Below are 23,698 nucleotides of genomic sequence, written 5' to 3' on the forward strand. Positions count from 1 at the left end.
AGAAATGAAATTAAATCTTGAAAATAAATATGCCTTGGTGTGCGGAAGCACCGCAGGTATTGGTAAGGCTACGGCTATTGCATTAGCCGAAGAAGGTGTAAAAGTAACTTTAGTTGCTAGAAACAGAGAAAAACTGAAAGCTGTAATTCAGGAATTACCAGATAGTGAGCATCATGATTTTATTGTTGCCGATTTTTCAAATCCCAGAGAACTCCAAGAACAAGTCATTAAATATGTAGAGAACCACCATGGATTTCATATTCTCGTTAATAACACTGGAGGACCCCGGAGCGGACAAATTCTACATGCCAGTTTAGACGAATTTGATAGCGCCTTCACACAACATGTTAAATGCAACCATGTACTGGCTCAAGCAACAGTACCTTTTATGAAAGATAGCGGATTTGGACGGATAATCAACATTATTTCAACTTCAGTTAAAGAGCCTATACCCGGTTTAGGCGTTAGCAATACCATTAGAGGTGCTGTCGGGAACTGGAGCAAAACATTATCTGTAGAATTAGGAGCTTTTGGAATTACTGTTAACAATATATTACCTGGATTTACTGAAACGGAACGCCTCAATGAAATTATAAAAATTAAAGCAACTAACGAAGAGCGGACCATAGAAGAAATGACCGAAATCATGAAAGCTTACTCACCGGCTAAACGATTTGCTAAACCTGAAGAAACAGCTAATGCCGTTATATTCTTAGCTAGTGAAGCTGCAAGTTATATTAATGGAATTAATATGCCCATTGATGGTGGACGAACAAAATCTTTGTAACTTTATAAAACTAATTAAACACGAATCTCTGCCAATAATTATGGTAATACTAAAACAGATATACTCATGAGCAAGCTCGTTTCTCCCTTAAACTTTAAAGCCTGGATTGAAGAACATCGTCATTTATTAAAACCACCTGTTGGCAACAAAGTGGTTTGGAAAGATGGTGACTTTATTGTTATGGTTGTAGGCGGACCTAATAACCGTAAAGACTATCACTATAACGAAACCCCTGAATTTTTCTATCAGGTTGAAGGAAATATGATTTTAAAAATCATGGATGGAGATACACCAAAAGATGTTCATATTAATGAAGGAGATATTTACTTATTACCCCCAAAAGTACCACACTCCCCCCAGCGCATTGCAAATACTGTAGGCTTAGTAATAGAATATCCACGCTCCAAGGATATGGAAGATGCCCTGCAATGGTATTGTGAAAATTGTAACCATCAGCTTTACACCGAAAGTTTCAAACTTAAAGATATTGAAACCGATATGCCTAAAATATTCGATAAGTTCTACAGCAGTGAAGCCCAACGTACATGCGATAAATGTGGAACCATTATGGAACCTCCTAAAAAAGGATAATTCAATTTATGTCAAAAAAACTGCGCATTAACGGACACTCGCACCTGTTACCTTATCCAGAAGAAATCCCTGATTTCATGCACGAAAAAGGTATTTTTTGGGTAGACAAAGATCGAAAATATATGCTTCAAAAAGACTGGCGTCGACCAGTTACGGATTCTAGTTTTTTTCTACATGAAAAATTAGAATGGATGGAGCGTAATAAAATAGACCATGCCGTGGTATTGAATTTATCTCAACTATACGGAAATGGACTTCGGGTTGAAGAAATGAAACAAGCTCTAAGATTCCAAAACGACTTTAATGCCCGAATTCAGCATGAAAACCCAAGTAAATTTACTTGTGGATTTGTGGTTCATCCCGGTTTTTTAAGAAGTGCCTGTTGGGAAATTGAACGCTGTGTAGAAGGACTTGGTCTACAACTACTATGCCTCCCAACCCATTACATGGACACGATTGGTACTTGGCGTTGCATTTTTGATGAAGAAAATGAACCTATTTTCGAACTGGCCAATAAATATAATTTAGCCATCGAAATTCATCCATACGACGGTGAAAAGTTTATTAAATTAGAAAACACATCTTGGCGATTCCATCTTATCTGGATGCTCGCCCAATGTGCTGATGCTTATCATTTTCTAACCTTAAATGGCTATCAGGAAAAATATCCTAAAATGCGCACCTGCTTTGCCCACGGAGGACAATTGGCACAGATTAACTTAGGTCGCCGAATTCAAGGATTTGATGGACGCCCCGACTTATTTGAAGGTAAACATCACCCCAGAAAGGCTGTTGGCCATAAAAATATTTTCTTCGACACGCTGGTTCATGACACTGGTAGCTTAGAGTTACTCATTAAAAATCAAGGGTCTAACCAAGTACTTATGGGACTAGACGACCCCTATCCTCTTGGTGAAATGGAGAGCACAAAACAATCGTCTTATCCGGGAAAAATATTAGATTTGGCGATGGAACGTAAAATCATTAATCAGCAGGAATACGATGCTATTTGGCAGGATAATGTAATACAATGGCTTTACGGTGATGATGAAGCAGGAAAACAAACCTTAATAAATCGAATTTTATCCTAATGTACTTTCTACCAGAAGAATTAGATAATTATGTTGTAGCCCATTCCGAAGATGAACCAGAATTGCTACGACAGCTTACCCGTGAAACCTACCAAAAAATATTACAACCCATTATGCTTAGTGGTCCGTATCAAGGTCGGGTACTAAGTATGATTTCTAAGCTTACTCGCCCAAAAAACATTTTGGAATTAGGAACCTTTACGGGTTATGCGACACTGTGTTTAGCTGAAGGTGTTCAAAAAGATGGTGAAGTACACACAATTGATGTAAATGAAGAATTACTCGATTTTCAACGCAAATATTTTGATAAATCGGAGTACGGACATCAAATATTTCAGCATTTAGGGGCTGCGACCGATATTATTCCTACACTTAATAAAACTTTCGATTTGGTGTTTATTGATGCCGACAAACCAAATTATGTGAATTACTTTCACTTGATTATTGACAAATTAAATCCGGGAGGCATCATCATTTCAGACAATGTATTATGGCACGGCAAAGTGGTAGAACCATTAGACCCAAAAGATGTATCGACTAAGATTGTATTAGAATACAATACGCTTTTAAAGAAAGACCCAAGAATAGAAACGGTTCTTTTGCCTATTAGAGATGGGTTAACAATAAGTAGAAAACGCTAATCTATGTAAGGACTCAAGGACAACCTACATCCTTAAGTATAAACTTATAATTTACGTTTTACCGAACCGGTAAAATCTTCAATATCGTCTTTTACACTGTCTATTTCCTTTTTTACATCGGAAACAATACTGGTATCGATATTGTTTTTATCGGCTGTCTTGGTAATTTCGTGTTTAATATCGTTGGTAGCATCCTTAAGTGTACGCATGCCTTTACCTAATCCACGAGCTATTTCCGGAAGTTTATCAGCACCAAAAACCATGATGACAATAAATAGTACAAAGACTATTTCTGCCCCACTGATAGATAATATAGTATTAAGTATTTTCACAATACAAATATAGTGAGTTGTTTTAACTCCTTAAAATAATTATACTTATTTACCGCTAAGTTTCAAAAAAAAAAAAACCGACTTCTAAAAGTCGGTTTTCTATAGTATAGTTATAATAGCGATTAACTTTTCAGTTTATCTTTAAACTGCTCGAAATCACTTTTCACTTCTTTCTTAGGCCATACATTGTTTGATGTATCTATATCGGCTGTTTCTTCATTAGGATCTACTACAATTTTAACAATCTCTTTATCTGAAGCAATATCTTTACTCACTTCATAATCATTATATCTCCAAATTTGTGCAGGATATGTTTCTTTCTTTTTAGTACCATCTGCATAGGTATACTCAACAATAATTGGCATTACTAAACCTCCTGGTTTTTCAAAAGTGATGTTGTAGAAAAACTTTGGTGCTTTAATAGACTGACGCTCTTCAGTTGAAAAATTATCCATTAAATATTCCTTTAAAGTAGCAGATGCTTCTAATAGCTCGGTTTGCTTCATCTCGTCGTTATAATCGGCGCTACCTTCTTCAACCATATATACTAATGGAGGAAGATCGGACAAACGCATACCACGCTGTTTAACTAAGTTCTTGGTATACTCGTTAGGTTCAGAAGACACGTAGAATTTCTTAACATCTTTAACTCCTATATCAACCCAATCAGTTGTATAGAACCAACCTCTCCAGAACCAATCCAAATCGAAAGCTGATGCATCTTCCATTGTTCTGAAGAAATCCTCAGGAGTTGGGTGCTTAAATTTCCAACGATTAGAATATTCTTTAAAAGCATAATCGAACAATTCAGGTCCCATAACGGTTTCTCTAAGAATATTTAAAGCAGTTGCTGGCTTACTATATGCATTGCTACCGAACTGATATACATTAAGTCCCTTACTCATAACTGGAGAGATAAAATTTTGATCGCCTCCCATATAAGGTACAATGTATTTTGCTGGTCCACGTCTTGATGGGAATACTTTATCCTGTGGAGACAAGGCTCCTGGATATTTTTTACCAAAATCCTGCTCTGCCACATATTGTAAAAATGTATTTAACCCTTCATCCATCCATGTCCACTGGCGCTCATCGCTATTCACAATCATAGGGAAAAAGTTATGTCCTACCTCATGAATAATTACTCCCATCATACCATACTTAACACGGTCACTATAGGTCCCATCTGCCTCCGGACGTCCATGATTCCAGCAAATCATAGGATACTCCATTCCTTGATTTTTCGCATGGACCGAAATAGCCTTATGGTAAGGATAATCGAAAGTCATTCTCGAGTAAGACTCTAAAGTACTGGCTACTGTTTTAGTAGACCATTCTTCCCAAAGCGGATTTCCTTCTTTAGGATACATTGAAACAGCCATCACATCTTTATCACCAATTTTTACAGCCATCATATCCCAGATAAACTTTCTTGATGTAGCAAAACCAAAGTCACGCACGTTTTCTGCGTAGAGTTTCCACGTTTTAGTTTCTGACGATTTTGTTTTTTCTGCAGCTTCAGCCTCTTCTTGAGTAACAATTAAAACAGGCTCATCATAAGACTTTTTAGCCTGTTCATAACGTTCTAACATCGTTTTAGAAAAGACTTCTTTTCTATTCATAAGCTTTCCTGTACCATCTAAAATATGATCGGCAGGTACTGTAATATTTACTTCGTAATTACCAAAAGGCAAAGCAAATTCATCACGCCCCCAGAACTGAGAGTTTTGCCAGCCTTCAACATCGCTATAAACAGCCATTCTTGGAAAGAATTGTGCGATAACATAAGCACGATTATCATCTTCCGCAAAATATTCGTAACCAGAGCGTCCACGACCATCAACATGATCGTTAATATTGTACCACCATTTTACGGAGAATGAAAATTTATCACCAGTCCCTAAGTTTTCAGGTAATTCCACTCGCATCATAGTTCTATTTATCATGTATGATAAATCGTTCCCTTTAGAGTCTTTTACTTCCTGTATATTAAATCCTCCATCAAAAGGTTCTTTCAAATAAGCAGAATAAAAATCTTCTGCTCTTTGCACTGGTGCAACCCCTCCCCCTTCAATTAAAGGTGTTTTAGAATCTTTAGCACGCATATTTTGATCTAACTGCACCCAAAGATATTTTAAATTATCTGGTGAGTTATTGGTATAGGTAATGGTTTCAAAACCTGATATTTTAGCATTTTCATCGTCTAAAACAATGTCCATTTTATAGTCCGCCTGTTGTTGATAGTATGCAGAACCCGGAGCCCCTGAAGCTGCTCTATACATATTAGGGGTTGAAAATTCATCATACAACTGCCTGAATTTATTTGTGTTGGTGTGACCTTGTTTACGATCTGTTTTTTGTTCTTGCGCAAAAGCTGCTGCCGAGACAAAACAAACAGAAAGAAAATAATACTTAAGTTTTATCATTGTTTAATTATTGGTTAATAAATTATCATATTTAATCTATCAACACAAAAAACGAGAGAATAAGAGACTTATAAAAACAATTAACTTTTCTTTAGTCAAATTTTAACACTAAATTGTCTCTTTGTGTAATAAGAATAGTACTTTTTTGTTTCGAATTAATTTTAGTTTTAACGATATTCTGCTGATCCTCAAACATATCGAATAATACACGATTTGTAATGTCGAAAGTTTTCACATGCTTCACTCCTTCAATTTCAAGATAACATTTAACAATATCGACATCGTATTCTTTACCTATGAAGTTTATGGGAACGGACTGTCCGTTTATCTGGATGTTTATCTTATCTTTTAAATAGCGTTCTATGTAATAATCTTCCATTTTTTCCTCCTTACCAGTAGCTAAGGTTATAGATTCATCATAACGCTCACGCAGTACACTCTCAAAATCGTCAATAAAAATCCTGGAAATAATCTGAATCGATTCTTTCTCTTCGACATACTCAACTTGAGTGACGCTCACATAATATTTATGAACCGCTGAAAAAGCAAAACACGATAAGGCTAAAACTAAAAATGTAATTTTAAAAAGTTTCATTAAATAAAATTTCTGCAAAAATAGACATTTAGAAGTAGTCAAATAGTATTCCCAAACCTATTGACAAGAAAAAAAACAAAATGACTTTTATTGAAGCACCAACCCTATTTACCTAAAAACTCAAGACTCTTTTGATGTAAATACTCTAGGAATTCCATCTCTCTACCATGATTTAAGAGCGAATAGTCGAAATTATCTCCCTCAACAAACTCAATAAAATCTTCGACCCTATGTTCGGGGATATTAAAATTATCCTGTAAAAATTCCGAACCGAAATAATATTTTACGGCTTCCACGGGTACTTCTGGAATTCCTACATCATCATTTTTGGGGGCTTTTGTTCTAAATAATGGCAATAATACCTGCCCTACAACATTGGCTATATTTAAACCATATTTCATTTCCTGACGATTCATTAAAATATTCTGAGCATCCGATTGATTATCGTCTGTAAACTCATATTGATCTTTATTTTTTAGTCCAAAATATAAAGCATCCAACTTGGGTTTAAATTGCTGATTAGCCGCTAAATCAACCTCTAAATTACCTGTAAGATTTTTAGACCTTAATACAATTTCATCTAGTTTATTAATTTCTTCAATTAAGAATATTTTCATTTGTCTTGAAGCTACAATGGATTCATTAACTTCAAATCGAATATTTTGAAACTGAAGGGCACTTACCTCAATAATATCGTTCAACCTAACAGCTATTTTAAACTTTCCATCATTATCTGATATGGTACCCATATTGGAAGACACATTAAAAATAGTAATACCAGAAACATCATTGCTTTCAACAACAATCTGTCCTTCAACATCGATGCGTCTGTAATTTTGTGAATAGGATATAAAATTGGTAATACAGAATACTATCAGTAGTATGTTTTTCATATTTATTTTTTTCTAAAATTAGCTATCAACTTCTAATTTACTATTATTTCATTACTTTTTACATTAAATTATAAATAATTAGTTTTACCAAAAAAAGAATACCTATGAAAAATATAATGATTGCAAGTACATCTACTATCTACGGTAGTGATTATCTCGAATATTTATTAGAAGATCTTGCTGTGTTTTTTGAAAAAGCATCTACCATTTTATTCATCCCTTACGCCAGACCGGGCGGTATTTCACATAATAACTATACAGAAGTCGTTAAAAAAGCCTTCAGTAAGATAAACAAATCGGTCGTAGGCATTCATGAATACAGTAACCCTAGTGAAGCCGTTACAAAAGCGCAAGCCATTTTTACGGGCGGAGGAAATACCTTTGTATTAACCAACCAATTATATAAAAACAATTTAATTGAAGCCCTGCAAACCACTATAAAAAATGGCACGCCCTATTTAGGCACCAGTGCCGGAAGTAATATTTGCGGCTTAACCATAAAAACAACTAACGATATGCCTATCGTTTATCCTCCAAGTTTTAATGCTCTGGGATTGGTCCCGTTTAACATTAATCCGCATTATCTCGACCCCGTTTCTGGAAGTACACACATGGGTGAAACTCGCGAAACCCGAATTAAGGAATTTCATCATTATAATACCCAGCCTGTAGTAGGCTTACGCGAAGGTAGCTGGCTCCATGTGAATGACAATTCCATTATTTTAAAGGGAACTTTGAATGCTAGGATATTTGAATACAACAAATCGCCTTATGAAATTGAACCTGGCACAGAACTAAATCACTTAAAATAAAAAAAGCTTCATCAAATTGATGAAGCTTTTGAGCGGGAGACCGGGTTCGAACCGGCGACATTCAGCTTGGAAGGCTGACGCTCTACCAACTGAGCTACTCCCGCCTTTCTTTGCGAGGGCAAATATATAAAAACAGATAGTTATCAAACAAGGAAAATCACAACTTTTTTATAAAATGAAATTCAAAATTTTAAAGCCTTAATCAAAATAAAACTTATACATCTGATAATTACTCAGATAGACATTTTCATTGATTGATTTAAATTTCTATTCTTTTTAATGATTTAATTTATTCCAAAATTTTTGTAGTGCAACTTTTAGATTTTGTGTCTTACATATTGAATCAACCTAAATTTTACGCTATTTTTAAATTCAATTAAAAATACATTATGCAGTTATTGAATTCATTTTTAATAAAACAAATAGATTCCAATACCACACATCTTATACGAGGCCCTATTCTGCGACCAAGAAAACCCCTAAAAACCTGCATTTTTGATGGTGATGATTTAAAAGACACGATTCATTTAGGGATTTATCATTCCGATATTTTGGTAGGTGTGGTTACTTTTTTAAATAAACCCCAAGATTTACTAAGTTCTGAAAAACAATATCAACTTAGGGGAATGGCCGTATTAGAATCTTACCAACGCCAAGGTTTAGGAAATATGTTAATTGCACATGGTGAACAATTATTGAAAAAACAAAATGTAAACACTATTTGGTGCAACGCCAGAGAAATAGCTCTTAAATTTTATATAAAAAATGGCTTTAAAATAATTGGAAACCCATTTAACATAAAAGGTATCGGTACGCATTATGTCATGTTTAAAAACATATAAAACGACAAAAGCCTTTTTACAAAGGCTTTTGAGTGACTAACGAAATAATTATAATATAATTATTTATCAATTATTTTTTCTCCATTGCAACTTCCAAGATTTTGGCTGCATCAGTAGCTCCGTGCATTTTAGCGTATTCTAAAGCTGTATGTCCTTTCTCTGATCTGGTTTTTAATTTCGCACCTTGTTCTATCAATAACTTTAGAATTTCAGTACGATTAAATTTGGCTGCATACATAGCAGGTGTCATGCCATTTGATTTTTGATTGACATCCTCGCCTCTTGCTAATAACTTTTTAACTGTTTCTAAATCACCTTTCGCGATAGACACGCAAAAAGAGTTAACTTTAAGAGCCACTTCTGCCTTATAATTACTAAAATTTGAAGTTTTTGAAGTGGCATTAACTGTTACTAAAGAAAAGGATAATGCGATTGCTGTAATAATGATTGATTTTTTCATGATGAAAGATTTTAATTTGATTAATGTTTCGTTTTTTGATGTATTAAAGTGACGACTATTTTTTGAAATTGTTACACAAAAAAATTATAAATAACAGTTTTTTAACACTTTATTGATTGAGAATCAACAATTTCACATCAAATTACAAATTCGTTAAAAACCTCATAATTCGTAGACTTTCCTGCAAATGAATAGGCCTTTTTTTAACAAACTTCAGTATCTTTACCTAGTTAAAAATTAAATAATAATGAACAAAAAAGTTATCTTAATGATACTTGATGGATGGGGAAATTCACCTGACCCAAAAGTATCTGCTATCGACCATGCTAACACGCCATTTATTGATTCTCTTTATAAAAAATACCCTTATGCAACCCTAAGAACCGACGGTCTTCATGTAGGATTACCTGAAGGACAAATGGGGAACAGTGAAGTAGGACACATGAACCTTGGTGCTGGACGAATAGTTTATCAGGATTTAGTAAAAGTTAATCTCGCGGTTAAGAATAAAACACTTAACGAAGAACAAGTATTGGTTGATGCTTTTAATTATGCAAAAACCAATAACAAAGATGTTCACTTTTTAGGTTTATTAAGTGATGGTGGCGTACATTCACATATAAACCATTTATTTGGATTGTTAGATGCTGCTAAAGATTTTGGGTTAACAAATACCTACGTACACGCTTTTACAGATGGTCGTGATGTAGACCCTAAATCTGGTTATGGCTTTTTAACTGAATTAGAATCTCATTTAGAAAAAACCAATGCAAAACTTGCTACTGTTACTGGTCGTTATTACGCGATGGATCGCGATAAACGATGGGAACGCATAAAACTGGCTTATGATGCTATGGTAAATGGTATTGGAGAAACTTCAACTAATGTAACTGATACTGTTCAAAAAAGTTACAACAATGACGTTACCGATGAATTTATCAAGCCTATTATAATGACAGATAAATCTGGTGAACCTATAGCGAAAATTAAAGATGGAGATGTGGTTATCTTCTTTAACTTTAGAACCGATCGCGGTCGTGAATTAACAGAAGCTTTATCTCAAAAAGATTTCCACGAACAAAATATGCACAAGTTAAATTTACACTACGTAACTTTAACTAATTACGATGATACTTTTGAAAACATAAACGTTATTTTCAATAAAGACAACCTAACAGATACTTTAGGTGAAGTTTTAGAAAAGAACGGCAAAAAACAAATTCGCATTGCCGAAACAGAAAAATACCCTCACGTGACATTTTTCTTCTCAGGTGGTCGCGAAGAGCCATTTGAAGGTGAAACCCGTATTTTAAGGAACTCACCTAAAGTAGCTACCTATGATTTAAAGCCCGAAATGAGTGCTTACGAATTGCGTGATGCTCTTGTGCCTGAATTAGAAAAAGAAGACGTAGATTTTGTATGTTTAAACTTTGCAAACGGCGACATGGTAGGACATACAGGCGTTATGGAAGCTGCCATTAAAGCTTGTGAGGCTGTCGACGAATGCGTAAAAGATGTAATAACAACAGCTTTAGACCATGGTTATACGACGCTATTAATTGCCGATCACGGAAATTGTGAAACCATGATTAACCCTGATGGAACACCAAACACGGCACATACTACTAATCCTGTACCGGTAATTTTAATAGACCATGAATTAAAATCGATTAAGGATGGTATTTTAGGTGATATGGCTCCTACTATATTAAAACTATTAAATGTAGAACAACCTGAAGCCATGACACAACACGCACTCATTTAAAATCCATTTTAATTATTGTACTTTTGTATCAAACTCAAGTCGATAATTTGAATGAATTTTAGTGAACAACTTATAATTGCTGTCGATTTTGACGGCACTATTGTTGAAGATGCTTACCCGAAAATAGGAAAGCCGATAATTTTTGCTTTTGAAACTTTAAAGTTACTTCAAAACAAAGGTCATCGGCTTATTTTATGGACCTACCGTACTGGTTCTAAGCTAGAAGATGCTGTTAAATTTTGTGAAACTAACGGCATTACTTTCTATGCGGTCAATAAAAGTTTTCCCGAAGAAGCATTTTCAAATACTGTAAGCCGAAAAATTCATGCCGATCTATTTATTGATGATCGCAATGTTGGCGGCTTTCCTGGCTGGGGAGAAATCTACCAAATGGTTACCAATTCGACTCCCGAAATGAAATCACCTAAAAAAGGAATTTTTAAATTTTTCAAATAAGTCTTTTATAAACTTAACTGGAAAGCAATCCCACGAAAATAAGTATCTTTGCACATATTTTTTGAGATATGATAATTACCAAAACGAGAGAAGAAATCGAATTAATGCGTGAAAGTGCATTAATCGTATCGAAAACATTAGGCGAGGTTGCTAAAGCTATAAAACCAGGTGTTAGCACCTTAGATCTTGATAAAATTGCTGAAGAATGTATTAGAGATCATGGAGCTATTCCAGGGTTCTTAGGACTATACGATTTCCCTAACACTTTATGCATGAGCCCAAATACACAGGTGGTTCATGGTATTCCCAACAATTCCCCTCTTAAAGAAGGTGATATCATATCGATTGATTGTGGTGCCTTAAAAAATGGTTTTTACGGGGATCATGCTTATACTTTTCCGGTTGGAGAAATCGATCCTGAAACCGAAAAGTTACTGCAGGTAACAAAAGAAAGTTTATATATCGGTATTCGTGAATTTAAAATAAATAATCGCGTTGGAGATGTAGGGTATGCTATTCAAAAATATTGTGAAGACCATGGCTATGGTGTAGTTCGTGAATTAGTAGGACATGGTTTAGGAGCTAAAATGCATGAAGATCCAGAAATGCCTAATTACGGTAAACGTGGAAGAGGCAAAAAATTTGTTGAAGGCATGGTCGTGGCCATCGAACCGATGATTAATATGGGAACTCATCGCATTAAACAGCATAGTGACGGGTGGACGATTACCACCTTAGACAACAAACCTAGTGCACATTTTGAACACGATGTTGCGATTGTGGATGGTAAACCCGAATTATTATCAACCTTCGCATACATCTACGAAGCCCTAGGTATTGAAAGTAATGAAGAAGACGAATTTAGACAAAAAGCTTTAGTTCTATAATATTTTATGGAATATATAAAAACCATTGAAAAGGAGCTTGAGCCCTTAAGAACTCAACTAAATAATCATAAATTATACAGTGCCTTACAATCTATTGAAGATGTAAAAATCTTTATGGAACAGCACGTTTTTGCTGTTTGGGATTTTATGTCCTTATTAAAAGCACTGCAAAATCAGTTAACTACTACAACACTCCCCTGGGTACCTATGGCCAATCCGGCAATAGGACGTTTTATTAATGAAATTGTTCTTGGTGAGGAAAGTGATATTAACGAACTAGGAGATCCTAAAAGTCATTATGAAATGTATTTGGATGCTATGCTGCAAATTGAAGCCAGCACAGCACAGATTGAAAATTTTATAGATGCTATTAAAACAGGTGATTCTATAAACATAGCAGCTACAAAAAGTAGTTTACAAAACGAAACACGTGCTTTTATTCAATTTACCTTTAATGTAATTAACACCAATAAGCCACATTTAATTGCTTCATCCTTTACTTTTGGTCGTGAAGATGTCATTCCTGATATGTTTTTTCAGATTATAAATCAGTCGGAAACTAAGAATCAGTCGTATAGCAAATTAACCTATTATTTACAACGACATATAGAACTTGACGGTGACGAACACGGACCATTATCTCTTAAAATGATAGAGGAATTATGCGGTGAAGATGAAACAAAATGGAACGAAGCACTCGAAATTGCCAAGCTTTCACTAACCCGCCGCATTGCACTTTGGGATAATATTGCGACATTAATTTCCGAAAGAAAGCTTATTGAAGCTTAAATCCTGTGAAAAAGCTTTTTAAATTCATACTAAATATTGTTCCGCGTCCGCTACTTATCAGACTGAGTTATTGGGTACGTCCAGTATTAGCATTAATTTTAAAAGGCAAAACTTACACAGACCCCATTGATGGCAAAAGCTTTAAAATGTTTTTACCTTATGGGTATGGTACACAACGTAGCAATGCACTTTCTCCCTCTACATTAAGTTTAGAGCGCCACAGATTGCTTTGGCTGTATTTAAAAAATGAAACAGATTTTTTTACCAAAAACCTTAAAGTCCTTCATTTCGCTCCTGAGCAGGCCTTTTTAAAGCGATTTAAGCAACTTAAAAACCTAAATTACACAACTACGGACCTGCTATCGCCTATTGCTGATGTGAAAGCAGATATTTGCAACCTTCCCTTTGAAGATAATGCCTTCGATGTGATATTATGTAATCATGTTTTAGAACACATTCCCGACGACACTAAGGCTATGCAAGAATTATTACGTGTTATGAAACCTGGAGGCTGGGGTATCTTTCAAATTCCACAGGATTTAAACAGGGGTGTAACATTTGAAGATAACAGTATTACTGACAAAAAAGAACGAGCTAAAATCTTTGGTCAATACGATCACGTGCGTGTTTATGGTCGTGATTATTTTGATAAACTTCGAGATATCGGTTTTAAAGTTGAACCTGTAGATTACACGTCCCGCTTTTCAAATCAAGATATTGAAACCTATTGCTTAGCCAAAGGTGAAATTATACCTGTGGTATACAAAAATTAAACTTCAGGAAACCCGTTCAATGCCAAAGTTTCAAATACCCCTTTATCATTTTCAAATATAAAAAATGCTTTAATTTCAGGATGTTTTTCCAAAAACACTTTAACCTTTTCAATACCCATAGCCTGAAAAGCCGTAGCATAAGCATCGGCCGAAGCACAATTAGAAGTTATTACAGACACACTCAATACATTTGTCTTACTGGGATATCCCGTTTTTGTATCAATGATATGAGCATAGCGATTACCTTGATCGTCCACTTTAAATTTACGGTAGGTTCCTGAGGTTGCCATAGCTTCATCACTAAGTGTTATGGCCTTTAAAATAGACTGAGTACCATCGAAATGTGGCATCTCAACACCCACCTTCCAAGGTTGTTGTTTTTCAGTATTCACACCACTTAATCTTATTTCACCTCCAATTTCTACTAAATAATTAGTAACACGCTGACTTTCTAAAAAATCAGCTACCACATCGACACCATAACCTTTCGCAATAGCGTTAAAATCTATAAAAGTTCCTTGTGGTTTTTCTATGTGATACCCTACCCGCTTTACTTTATCAAATCCAACAGACAACATCAAACTATCTATTTTAAGACTATCTAAATTTCTAATATTCCCTTCCGGACCAAAGTCCCAGGCATTAACTAAAGCTCCAATAGTTGGATCGAAAACGCCTTGTGTATTCTCATAAATTTCTTTAGAAATCTCGAATACTTTTATAAAATGATTATCAATCGTACTCACTTCATTCCTATTAATTTTAGAAATATCAGAATTCGTTTGATAAGTTGACATCGATTTATTTATTACATAAAACAGGCTATCCAATTGCTTCTGATAATCAACTTCAGAATCATATATAACCGAATAACTAGTACCAAAAACAGGTCCGTAAAGCTTGGTGTTTTTCACTTCTGGTTTACAGGACAGTAAACACCCTAAGAAAGCAAATGTAATAAGTTGTTTCATCTAATTAAGATTAGTTTCTACAACTTGAATCCCATTATATTCAAATAAATATTCTTCATTTAAATAAATAGGTAAATTCTGCCCATTCACATTGCCAATACCAACTCCTGCATAAAGTACTTTGGCATCCTTTTCTCGGGCATGCTTTTTAAAAGATTCCATCCAGATAACATCATAATTATTTGGATTATCAGGAAGAATAACAGCCCTTACAATTACAAAATAGTACTGACTATTTTTATCTATACATACAAATTGCGGATGTTTCTTTAACTGACTATTAACGGCTATAAATTCAAAGCCTCGGCGTTCTAAATCTTTACCAACATGATTCATTGCCAGATTATGTAACTCTTGTTCTGTAAGGGGTTGACTCATATTACAAAAATAAAACTTATATTTCGCTTAGGCTAAATTTAAAAATGTTTAATTTTAGTCAAACAGTTAATAACAACTCTTCAACTTTCTAGATAAACTTTATGGTACAGCATCCCTTTTCTAAAAAAATAGGACTTCTTTTTGGACCATTATTCTTTATAATAATTAAATTTTTAACTCCTGAAATTATTTCTTCAGAAGCTACTACGGTTATAGCCATAGCGGCATGGATGATAATCTGGTGGGTTACAGAAGCCGTATCCATTTCCGTAACCGCATTGCTCCCTTTATTGCTATTACCACTCTTTAAAATTATGTCTATGGCCGACGTCGGAGCCAACTACGGTAGTCCAATTGTATTTTTATTTTTTGGAGGTTTTGTCTTGGCTTTGGCTCTCGAAAAAGTAAACCTGCATAAACGTATTGCCCTAAATATAATTAAATACACGGGGACGACTCCCAATAAAGTTATTCTAGGGTTTATGCTGGCTACTGGCTTTATGAGCATGTGGATAAGTAATACTGCTACTACTGTGATGATGCTTCCCATTGCATTATCTGTAATTAAACTCCTTACCAATGATGCCGACGGCTTCACAAAAAAAGATAAAAATTTCGCGGTTAGTGTGATGCTTGGTATTGCTTTCTCTGCAAATGCAGGTGGTATCGCTACTGTAATTGGAACCCCTCCCAACTCCATCTTAATAGGATTACTAGAAAACGAATATGATATTCAGATTTCATTTGTAAAATGGATGTTAATAGGTGTTCCCATATCAGGTGTACTCATTTTTATTATCTATTTCGTACTTACAAAATTTTTATACCCCAGTCATGGACTTATCTTTTCTGCATCTGAAGACTTCATAGATACAGAATTAAAAAATCTTGGAAAAACCACAGCGAAAGAAAAACATGTCTTATGGATATTCTGTGTTGTGGTATTCCTCTGGATTTTTAGAACAATCATTAATTCCTTAATACCCACTTTGGCACTATCAGATACAATGATTAGTATTTTTGGAGCCCTAGCCTATTTTACTATCCCATTCAGTCTTAAAAAAGGTGATTTTATATTACAATGGAATGATACTCAAAAATTAGCCTGGGGGATATTAATTCTTTTTGGAGGTGGTTTGGCATTGGCAAAAGGCATGTCGGTTAGTGGTATTGTAGACGTCGTAGCCCATACCATTTCAAATAGTAACATAAGTATACTACTAACGGCTTCGTTACTCATAACTTTAATGCTTTTTATGACTGAGCTTATGAGCAACGTAGCTTTAACAGCGGTCCTAGCTCCTGTAGTTGCCGGTATTGCTTTGGGGCTTAACATTCCCATTTTATATTTATTAATCCCTGTTACCATTGCTAGTAGCTGCGCGTTTATGCTTCCAATGGCAACACCACCAAACGCCATTGTTTTTGCTAGCGGTTATATTAAAGTCCATCAAATGGCAAAAGTGGGGATTATCCTTAATATCATCTCCATTGTTCTGTTAATACTCATGTTTAAATTTTTCTTACCAATTGTATTTTGATACGCGTTAGTTTTATGATAAGTCATTTTTTTTCAATAACTTAGAAAGAAAATTGCACCCTATGAAAACTTCAAAACGATTCGACAGGGCTATTAATAAACTCTATAATGCCTTTCATAACAATACGTTAATACCGGAATGCTGCAAGCAATGTGCCGTGGGAAATATATTAGATCAGCGAGATTATTGGAAACACCTTTCAGATGAACATGGCAGCTTACACCTGAATTATATTGGTCTGGTAAATGAAAACTTTGGAAAACGTTTTAATGGCTATTTACCTTCGGAACTCCTACTAATTGAAGCTACGTTTTTAAAAGCCTGTGGATACAAATTACCGTTGCATTATAAAAATAAGAAACCAATTAATGCAACCTCTAAAGACACCTTGTTTAAAGGACTGGAATCTGTAGTTAGTTTATTATGTCAATTGGATTCAATAGAAAATATCATGGATTGCACAAAGCTATTTAATTATGAAATAAAGCAACACCACTTACTATTAGCTTCTAATTAAACTACTGATTCGAGAAATAAAAAAGCCGATGCATTTGCATCGGCTTTTAATTTATATGGATTTTGATTATCCTCCGAAATCATCAAATCGGATGTTTTCATCAGCTAAACCAAAGTCTTCTCCCATTTTTTGCACCGCTTTATTCATTAACGGTGGTCCACAGAAATATAGTTCTATGTCCTCTGGAGATTCATGATGGCTTAGGTAATTATCGATAACTACGTTATGAATAAACCCAACAAAACCATCACCTTCAGTATCATTAATATCTTTTTTCACTTTCCAGTTATCTTCTGGTAACGGTTCTGAAAGTGCTAAGAAGAACTTAAAGTTAGGGAAACTATCTTCCAATTGCTTAAAGTGATCTAAATAGAACAACTCACGCTTAGAACGTCCACCATACCAATAAGTCACTGTACGACCTGTTTTTAATGTCTTGAATAAGTGATATAAGTGAGAACGCATTGGTGCCATACCTGCACCACCACCTACGTATAACATTTCTGCTTCGGACTCGTTGATAAAGAACTCACCATAAGGTCCTGAAATAGTTACTTTATCACCTTGTTTTCTTGAAAATATATATGATGAAGCAATACCAGGGTTTACATCCATCCAACCATTTTTAGCTCTGTCCCATGGTGGCGTAGCTATACGAACATTTAACATAATATCACGCCCTTCCGCTGGATATGAAGCCATAGAATAAGCTCTTTCAACAGTTTCGTCGTTTTTCATGACTAAGTCCCATAATCCGAACTTATCCCATTCAGCTTGGAACTTGTCCGGTGTTTCATGTTCTTCAGGGTGTGCCGTAATATCTATATCAGAATACTTCACTTCACACTCAGGGATTTCAATCTGAATATATCCCCCAGCTTTATAGTTCATATCTTCCGGGATACGTACTACAAACTCTTTAATGAATGAAGCCACGTTGTAGTTACGAACTACTTCTGCTTCCCACTTCTTAATACCAAATACTTCTTCAGGAATAGTGATATCCATATCCTGCTTCACTTTTACCTGACATGCCAAACGTGCACCATGTTGTAACTCTTTACGCGTAAAGTGAGGTGTCTCAGTTGGTAAAGCTTCTCCTCCTCCAGAATTTACATGACATTCACATTGAATACATGTTCCTCCTCCACCACATGCAGATGGTAAAAATATTTTTGAATTACCCAAAGTAGATAACAAACTACCTCCAGAAGCTACTTCAATTTCCTTTTCACCATTGATGGTAATTTTTACCGGTCCAGATGGTGATAATTTTTGTTTTACAACTAATAGTAAAGTTACCAGTAAAAGCGTAATAATTAAGAAAGCGATTACTGTTGTTACTATGGTCCCTAAGGTTCCTGCGGCTAAAATCATATTACTCATTTACTTTTATGTTGTTAGCTAACTCAGCGTCTTTTTCATCCTCTACAGATTTTACTTGCGCTGTTTTTTCTTCTTTTGCACCTTCATCATCACCTCCGGTTAACATCCCACCAAAACTCATAAAACCGATAGCCATTAAACCTGTAATAATAAATGTAATACCCAATCCTCTTAAGGCAGGTGGTACGTTTGAATATCTTATTTTCTCACGAATAGCAGCAATGGCAAGAATAGCCAAGAACCATCCAATACCAGATCCTACACCATACGTAGCTGCCAATCCGATTGAAGGAATTTCACGAGATTGCATGAATAATGATCCCCCAAGAATTGCACAGTTTACCGCAATAAGTGGTAAGAAAATACCAAGTGAGTTGTATAATGATGGTGAAAACTTTTCAACCACAATTTCTACTAACTGTACCATGGTTGCAATAGTTGCAATGAACATGATGAACGATAAGAAACTTAAATCGTAATCTGCATATTCTGCTCCTAACCATTTTAAAGCTCCCGGTTGTAATAAATATTGATCTAACAACCAGTTTAATGGTACCGTAATAGCTAATACAAATATTACTGCAGCTCCAAGACCAACAGCGGTACTAACCTTTTTAGATACAGCAAGGTAAGAACACATTCCTAAGAACGTGGCAAATACCATGTTATCTATAAATATTGATTTTAAAAATAATTCTAAATGTTCCATAGTCTATATTTTAATGAAATCCTGAATCGCGTTCAGGATAACAAGTCATTTATTAATGATCTTCTACTAATGCTTTATTTTTTGTACGTTGTACCCAAATAATGATACCTACAACAATTAACGCCATTGGCGATAATAACATAAAACCATTATTCTCATAGCCTATAGCATATATTCCTGTTTTCTCGATAGGGTCACCAAGTACTTTAAAACCTAATAAAGTTCCAGAACCTAATAACTCTCTAAAGAAACCAACAATAATAAGTATAATACCGTATCCTAAAGAGTTACCAATACCATCTAAGAAAGATTTCCATGGTCCATTTCCTAAGGCAAATGCCTCAAAACGCCCCATAATGATACAGTTTGTAATAATTAACCCTACGAATACAGAAAGTGTTTTACTCAACTCGTAAGCAAATGCTTTTAATACTTGGTCCACAATGATTACAAGCGCAGCAACAACTGTTAATTGCACTATAATTCTAATTTTTGAAGGGATAATGTTACGTAATAATGAAATTACTACGTTACCTAATCCTAATACAAACGTTACCGAAATAGCCATTACAATAGAAGCTTTTAACTCTGCTGTAATTGCCAATGCAGAACATATACCCAATACTTGAATCGTAATTGGATTATTATCTGCTAATGGGTCTGTAATTAACTTTGCGTCTTTTTTTGATAAAAGTCCCATATATCAAATTAGTTTTTTAAGTTATCAAAATAAGGTTTGTAAAGCTTCAAATCACTTTTAATCATCGCAGTAACACCATTACCTGTAATGGTGGCCCCTGCAATCGCATCTACCTTATTATCGGTTTTATTTTCATTTGTTGGATCTCCATTTCCTTTAGCTACCTCAACTCCTTTAAAGTTACCTTTGGCATCTAGTAAATGTTCACCTATAAAGTCGTCCATGAAGAAACGTTCTTTAATATTTGCTCCAAGACCTGGAGTTTCCCCTTTATGATCGAAATAAGCGCCTTGAATTACCATGTTTTCATCCATAGAAACGTAACCCCAAATAGCATCCCAAAGCCCTTTACCGTAAATTGGCGCTACATAAAAAGTCTTTCCATCCTTTTCACCAATAAATAATGGTAAATTTCTTTTAGATGCATCACCAGCAGCTGCTGCTTTATCTTTCTTTAAGTCTATTAAATAAGCCTGATCGTCTTCTCTAACATCATTACCAGTAATTACTAATTGCTTAGTAATATATTGACCAAATAACTCCGGAGCCTTAGCGGTACTTACAAAATTAGCACTACTCTCATCGTTATTATTTACACCCATTGCGTATAAAATATTCTGCTGTTTTTCTATACGTTGGTTTTCCGAAATTTTTGGTTTCAATGATGACGCTGTAAAGGCTAATAGAGCTCCTACAATAACTACCATCGCTATTGCAAAGATTATAGTGTATGAATTTTTATCTGTTCTATTTTCCATTGTTACGCAACTTTAGCTTTTAAACGTTTCATTCTTTTCTTCACATTGCCTTGTACTACATAATGATCGATTGTTGGAGCAAATACATTCATTAATAAAATAGCAAGCATGACACCTTCTGGATACGCTGGATTAAATACACGAATAAGGATAGAAATAAATCCTACCAAGAATCCATAAACCCATTTACCTTTATTGGTTTGAGAGGCTGTTACCGGATCGGTTGCCATAAACACCGTACCAAAAGCAAACCCACCAATTAATAAATGATGCCAGAAAGGCGTACTCATTAATCCGTAAAATTTACTAGATTCTGTAATAACACCAGCATCTACCACTTGATTAAATATTAATCCCATTACTAAGGCTCCAACTACTGATGACAACATAATTCTCCAGCTACCAATCTTAGAAAAGATTAAGAATAATCCACCCAAAAGAATTAATAACGTTGACGTCTCACCTACAGAACCAGGAATAAAACCTAAGAACATATCGGCAGTTGAATAAGCAAACTCTTTACCTTGAGCTAGACTACCAAGAATTGTTTCTCCTGAGATAGCATCTAAGTTTTGTCCAGCAGCAATAGCATTATCTCTTGCTACCGCACCTTCAACCCATACTTTATCTCCAGACATCCAAGTTGGATAAGCGAAGAATAAAAACGCTCTTATGGTTAATGCCGGGTTTAAGATATTCATTCCCGTTCCACCAAAAACTTCTTTTCCGATAACTACACCAAAGGCTACTGCTACTGCTAACATCCATAAAGGGATATCTACGGGAACAATTAATGGCACTAACATTCCAGTTACCAAGTATCCTTCTTCTACTTCGTGCTTTTTAATAATGGCAAATAAGAATTCAATTCCTAAACCAACACCGTAAGACACGATTACTAGTGGTAATATTTTCCAAAACCCAATAAAGAAGTTATTTAAAGTCCAAAATTCTGAACTAAAGAAACCACTTGTTACGGCTTGAATTTCACCTATTGCTAAATTATGTTGATAACCTGCATTAAACATACCAAAAATTAAACATGGTATCATAGCCATGATAACCGTGTTCATAGTACGTTTTAAATCGTCGGCAGCTTTAATATGTGTACCCCCATGAGTTGTCTCATCTGGTAAAAATAAAAAAGTATGAAGTGCATTAAATGCCGGAGCCATTTTAGACCCTCTATACTTTCTTTTTAAAATATGCAATTTCTTCTTTAAACCCATTATCCTATTTCTTTAAGCATTAAGTCTAAACCTTCTCTAATTATTTTTTGATGTGGTTGTTTAGATACACATACAAATTCTGTTAATGCGAAATCTTCAGGTGCTACTTCGTACATACCTAAAGCCTCCATTTCATCAAGATCCTTATACATACAAGCTTTTAAAATTTGCATTGGATAAATATCTAAAGGAAAAACTTCTTCGTAATTTCCTGTAACAACAAAAGCACGGTGTTCACCATTTGTATTGGTATCCAAATCGTATGATTTTTTAGGATTTAACCAAGAAAAGGTTAAAGCTCTTGAAGTAGAAATCTTATTAAACACAGGCTTAGTCCATCCAAATAACTCGTAATCATCACCTTCTGGAATCACCGTTATTACATTACTATAATAATCTAAATAACCATCAGGCTTCACCTGTTTACCGCTTAATACGTTACCTGAAATAATACGAACATGAGCACCCTGTGCGACCCCTTTATCATAAATCATTGTTGCAACTTCACTTCCTATTTTAGTAGTAAAATATCTAGGTTTTTCAATGGAAGAACCTGCTAAAGCAACTATTCGTTCCGCATTAAACTTTCCTGTTAATAATAATTCACCTAAAATAACAAGATCTTGCGCAGCAACAGTCCAAACAACTTCACCTTTATTTACAGGATCTATTCTATTAATAAGTGTACCTACATTACCAGCAGGATGCGGCCCTGATATTTTATGTAAATTCACCCCTGATAATCCAGCTAAAGGTGAATTTGAAGAACCTACACCTACATGAATTTTACCTTCAGTTAATTTAGCCAGTGCATCTACTGCCGCTTGTAACTCAGCTTCTTTACCTTTAAGGGTAAAATCTAAGTTTGCAGCTAATGGTGCACTCGCATATCCTGAAATAAAAATAGCTTTAGGTGTCTTTTCTGGGTTTGCAATTACATCATAAGGACGTTGTTTTACAAACGGCCAACACCCTGAAGCTAGTAAATGAGACTTTACTTCATCGGTAGTAGCTGTTTCTAAATTAAACTTACCATTATCCTGATAAGTTTGCTCCTTACTTGCTTGAATTTTAATTGATAAAATCTTACGTTTTTCTCCACGTGCAATTTCTATAATTTCACCAGCTACTGGAGAAACAAACTTTACATTTTCGTTAGATTTATCATAAAAAACAGGCTCTCCTGCTTTTACAACCGTTCCAACTTTAGAAATCAATTTTGGAATAACGCTATGGAAGTCTTCAGGCCTTAAAGTATAAAAGTTGCTTACTACTGCCTTTTCCAAGGTAGGTTCGGCTGCACCTTTAAGTTTAATGTCTAGACCTTTTTTAATGCGAATGTCGTTTGACATATTATATATGATTGAAA

26 protein-coding genes and 1 tRNA gene are annotated in these 23,698 nt (G+C 34.9%); 13 read left to right on the plus strand and 14 right to left on the minus strand.

Annotated elements, in window-relative coordinates:
* The first annotated feature begins 4 nt into the window (after positions 1–4).
* The 4 genes from H611_RS0103825 to H611_RS0103840 all read left to right on the plus strand — a co-directional run bounded on the left by H611_RS0103825 (position 5) and on the right by H611_RS0103840 (position 3,110).
* Positions 5–787 (plus strand): SDR family oxidoreductase, encoded by a 783-nt coding sequence (locus H611_RS0103825; RefSeq protein ID WP_027137103.1) that lies wholly within the window; start codon positions 5–7, stop codon positions 785–787.
* Positions 788–853: 66 nt separating this feature from the next.
* On the plus strand, positions 854–1,378 hold the full coding sequence (locus tag H611_RS0103830) for a 3-hydroxyanthranilate 3,4-dioxygenase (RefSeq protein ID WP_027137104.1): 525 nt from the start codon (positions 854–856) through the stop codon (positions 1,376–1,378).
* 8 nt (positions 1,379–1,386) lie between these two features.
* Positions 1,387–2,469 carry an amidohydrolase family protein gene (locus H611_RS0103835; RefSeq protein WP_027137105.1) on the plus strand — a complete coding sequence of 361 codons (1,083 nt, stop codon included), beginning with the start codon at positions 1,387–1,389 and terminating at the stop codon, positions 2,467–2,469.
* Positions 2,469–3,110, plus strand: a complete 642-nt coding sequence (locus H611_RS0103840) for an O-methyltransferase (protein ID WP_027137106.1) — start codon at positions 2,469–2,471, stop codon at positions 3,108–3,110. Before H611_RS0103835 ends, H611_RS0103840 begins: the two co-directional genes overlap by 1 nt.
* A gap of 44 nt (positions 3,111–3,154) precedes the next feature.
* On the opposite strand, the gene H611_RS0103845 is transcribed toward H611_RS0103840, so the two are convergent.
* The 4 genes from H611_RS0103845 to H611_RS0103860 form a co-directional block, all read right to left on the minus strand.
* Complete coding sequence (locus H611_RS0103845) at positions 3,155–3,445, minus strand: Sec-independent protein translocase subunit TatA/TatB (RefSeq protein ID WP_027137107.1); 291 nt, start codon at positions 3,443–3,445, stop codon at positions 3,155–3,157.
* 119 nt (positions 3,446–3,564) lie between these two features.
* Entirely contained in the window at positions 3,565–5,868 is a 2,304-nt protein-coding gene (locus tag H611_RS0103850) for a M1 family metallopeptidase (RefSeq protein WP_027137108.1), read from the minus strand.
* 91 nt (positions 5,869–5,959) lie between these two features.
* Positions 5,960–6,463, minus strand: coding sequence for a DUF6702 family protein (locus H611_RS0103855; RefSeq protein WP_027137109.1), 504 nt, complete (start codon positions 6,461–6,463; stop codon positions 5,960–5,962).
* A gap of 104 nt (positions 6,464–6,567) precedes the next feature.
* Positions 6,568–7,356, minus strand: a complete 789-nt coding sequence (locus H611_RS0103860) for a carboxypeptidase-like regulatory domain-containing protein (protein ID WP_027137110.1) — start codon at positions 7,354–7,356, stop codon at positions 6,568–6,570.
* Between the two features lie 104 nt (positions 7,357–7,460).
* On the opposite strand from H611_RS0103860, the gene pepE reads away from it, so the two are divergent.
* Positions 7,461–8,168: a dipeptidase PepE gene (pepE, locus tag H611_RS0103865; RefSeq protein WP_051238711.1), complete on the plus strand. Its 708-nt coding sequence runs from the start codon at positions 7,461–7,463 to the stop codon at positions 8,166–8,168.
* Positions 8,169–8,199: 31 nt separating this feature from the next.
* On the opposite strand, the gene H611_RS0103870 is transcribed toward pepE, so the two are convergent.
* Positions 8,200–8,272, minus strand: a tRNA-Gly gene (locus H611_RS0103870).
* Positions 8,273–8,557: 285 nt separating this feature from the next.
* Here H611_RS0103870 and H611_RS0103875 point away from each other — a divergent pair.
* Complete coding sequence (locus H611_RS0103875; protein WP_027137112.1) at positions 8,558–9,010, plus strand: GNAT family N-acetyltransferase; 453 nt, start codon at positions 8,558–8,560, stop codon at positions 9,008–9,010.
* A gap of 70 nt (positions 9,011–9,080) precedes the next feature.
* On the opposite strand, the gene H611_RS0103880 is transcribed toward H611_RS0103875, so the two are convergent.
* Positions 9,081–9,470, minus strand: coding sequence for an ankyrin repeat domain-containing protein (locus H611_RS0103880; protein ID WP_027137113.1), 390 nt, complete (start codon positions 9,468–9,470; stop codon positions 9,081–9,083).
* 247 nt (positions 9,471–9,717) lie between these two features.
* Here H611_RS0103880 and gpmI point away from each other — a divergent pair, with 247 nt between their 5' ends.
* The 5 genes from gpmI (at position 9,718) to H611_RS0103905 (ending at position 14,140) form a co-directional block, all read left to right on the plus strand.
* Positions 9,718–11,235: a 2,3-bisphosphoglycerate-independent phosphoglycerate mutase gene (gpmI, locus tag H611_RS0103885; RefSeq protein ID WP_027137114.1), complete on the plus strand. Its 1,518-nt coding sequence runs from the start codon at positions 9,718–9,720 to the stop codon at positions 11,233–11,235.
* A gap of 51 nt (positions 11,236–11,286) precedes the next feature.
* The gene (locus tag H611_RS0103890) at positions 11,287–11,691 is read left to right on the plus strand and encodes a BT0820 family HAD-type phosphatase (RefSeq protein ID WP_027137115.1); all 405 of its coding nucleotides are present in this window, start codon (positions 11,287–11,289) and stop codon (positions 11,689–11,691) included.
* A gap of 68 nt (positions 11,692–11,759) precedes the next feature.
* A complete protein-coding gene (gene map / locus H611_RS0103895; protein WP_027137116.1) occupies positions 11,760–12,578 on the plus strand; it encodes a type I methionyl aminopeptidase in 819 nt (272 codons plus the stop codon).
* 6 nt (positions 12,579–12,584) lie between these two features.
* Entirely contained in the window at positions 12,585–13,367 is a 783-nt protein-coding gene (locus H611_RS0103900; RefSeq protein ID WP_027137117.1) for a DUF3050 domain-containing protein, read from the plus strand.
* Between the two features lie 5 nt (positions 13,368–13,372).
* On the plus strand, positions 13,373–14,140 hold the full coding sequence (locus H611_RS0103905; RefSeq protein WP_027137118.1) for a class I SAM-dependent methyltransferase: 768 nt from the start codon (positions 13,373–13,375) through the stop codon (positions 14,138–14,140).
* On the opposite strand, the gene H611_RS0103910 is transcribed toward H611_RS0103905, so the two are convergent.
* Both H611_RS0103910 and H611_RS0103915 read right to left on the minus strand, forming a co-directional pair.
* Positions 14,137–15,111, minus strand: coding sequence for an FAD:protein FMN transferase (locus tag H611_RS0103910; protein ID WP_027137119.1), 975 nt, complete (start codon positions 15,109–15,111; stop codon positions 14,137–14,139). The genes H611_RS0103905 and H611_RS0103910 overlap by 4 nt on opposite strands.
* Positions 15,112–15,489, minus strand: coding sequence for a hypothetical protein (locus H611_RS0103915; protein WP_027137120.1), 378 nt, complete (start codon positions 15,487–15,489; stop codon positions 15,112–15,114).
* A 101-nt stretch (positions 15,490–15,590) separates the two neighbouring features.
* Here H611_RS0103915 and H611_RS0103920 point away from each other — a divergent pair, with 101 nt between their 5' ends.
* Positions 15,591–17,030, plus strand: coding sequence for an SLC13 family permease (locus tag H611_RS0103920; protein ID WP_027137121.1), 1,440 nt, complete (start codon positions 15,591–15,593; stop codon positions 17,028–17,030).
* A gap of 61 nt (positions 17,031–17,091) precedes the next feature.
* Entirely contained in the window at positions 17,092–17,547 is a 456-nt protein-coding gene (locus H611_RS0103925; RefSeq protein WP_027137122.1) for a hypothetical protein, read from the plus strand.
* Positions 17,548–17,613: 66 nt separating this feature from the next.
* Here the strand turns inward: H611_RS0103925 and nqrF are convergent, their stop codons facing one another.
* From nqrF to H611_RS0103960, 6 genes are read right to left on the minus strand one after another with little or no spacing between them, the layout of a single operon-like run.
* Positions 17,614–18,924 (minus strand): NADH:ubiquinone reductase (Na(+)-transporting) subunit F, encoded by a 1,311-nt coding sequence (nqrF, locus tag H611_RS0103935; protein WP_027137123.1) that lies wholly within the window; start codon positions 18,922–18,924, stop codon positions 17,614–17,616.
* Between the two features lies 1 nt (position 18,925).
* Positions 18,926–19,642 carry an NADH:ubiquinone reductase (Na(+)-transporting) subunit E gene (nqrE, locus tag H611_RS0103940; protein ID WP_027137124.1) on the minus strand — a complete coding sequence of 239 codons (717 nt, stop codon included), beginning with the start codon at positions 19,640–19,642 and terminating at the stop codon, positions 18,926–18,928.
* Positions 19,643–19,694: 52 nt separating this feature from the next.
* The gene (locus H611_RS0103945) at positions 19,695–20,342 is read right to left on the minus strand and encodes an NADH:ubiquinone reductase (Na(+)-transporting) subunit D (protein WP_027137125.1); all 648 of its coding nucleotides are present in this window, start codon (positions 20,340–20,342) and stop codon (positions 19,695–19,697) included.
* Between the two features lie 8 nt (positions 20,343–20,350).
* On the minus strand, positions 20,351–21,100 hold the full coding sequence (locus H611_RS0103950; protein WP_027137126.1) for a Na(+)-translocating NADH-quinone reductase subunit C: 750 nt from the start codon (positions 21,098–21,100) through the stop codon (positions 20,351–20,353).
* Positions 21,101–21,102: 2 nt separating this feature from the next.
* Positions 21,103–22,329: an NADH:ubiquinone reductase (Na(+)-transporting) subunit B gene (locus H611_RS0103955; protein WP_027137127.1), complete on the minus strand. Its 1,227-nt coding sequence runs from the start codon at positions 22,327–22,329 to the stop codon at positions 21,103–21,105.
* Positions 22,329–23,681 (minus strand): Na(+)-translocating NADH-quinone reductase subunit A, encoded by a 1,353-nt coding sequence (locus tag H611_RS0103960; RefSeq protein ID WP_027137128.1) that lies wholly within the window; start codon positions 23,679–23,681, stop codon positions 22,329–22,331. The genes H611_RS0103955 and H611_RS0103960 overlap by 1 nt, the downstream gene beginning before the upstream one ends.
* Positions 23,682–23,698 lie beyond the last annotated feature (17 nt).

This window comes from Gaetbulibacter saemankumensis DSM 17032, from assembly GCF_000425645.1.
Lineage (GTDB): Bacteria > Bacteroidota > Bacteroidia > Flavobacteriales > Flavobacteriaceae > Gaetbulibacter > Gaetbulibacter saemankumensis.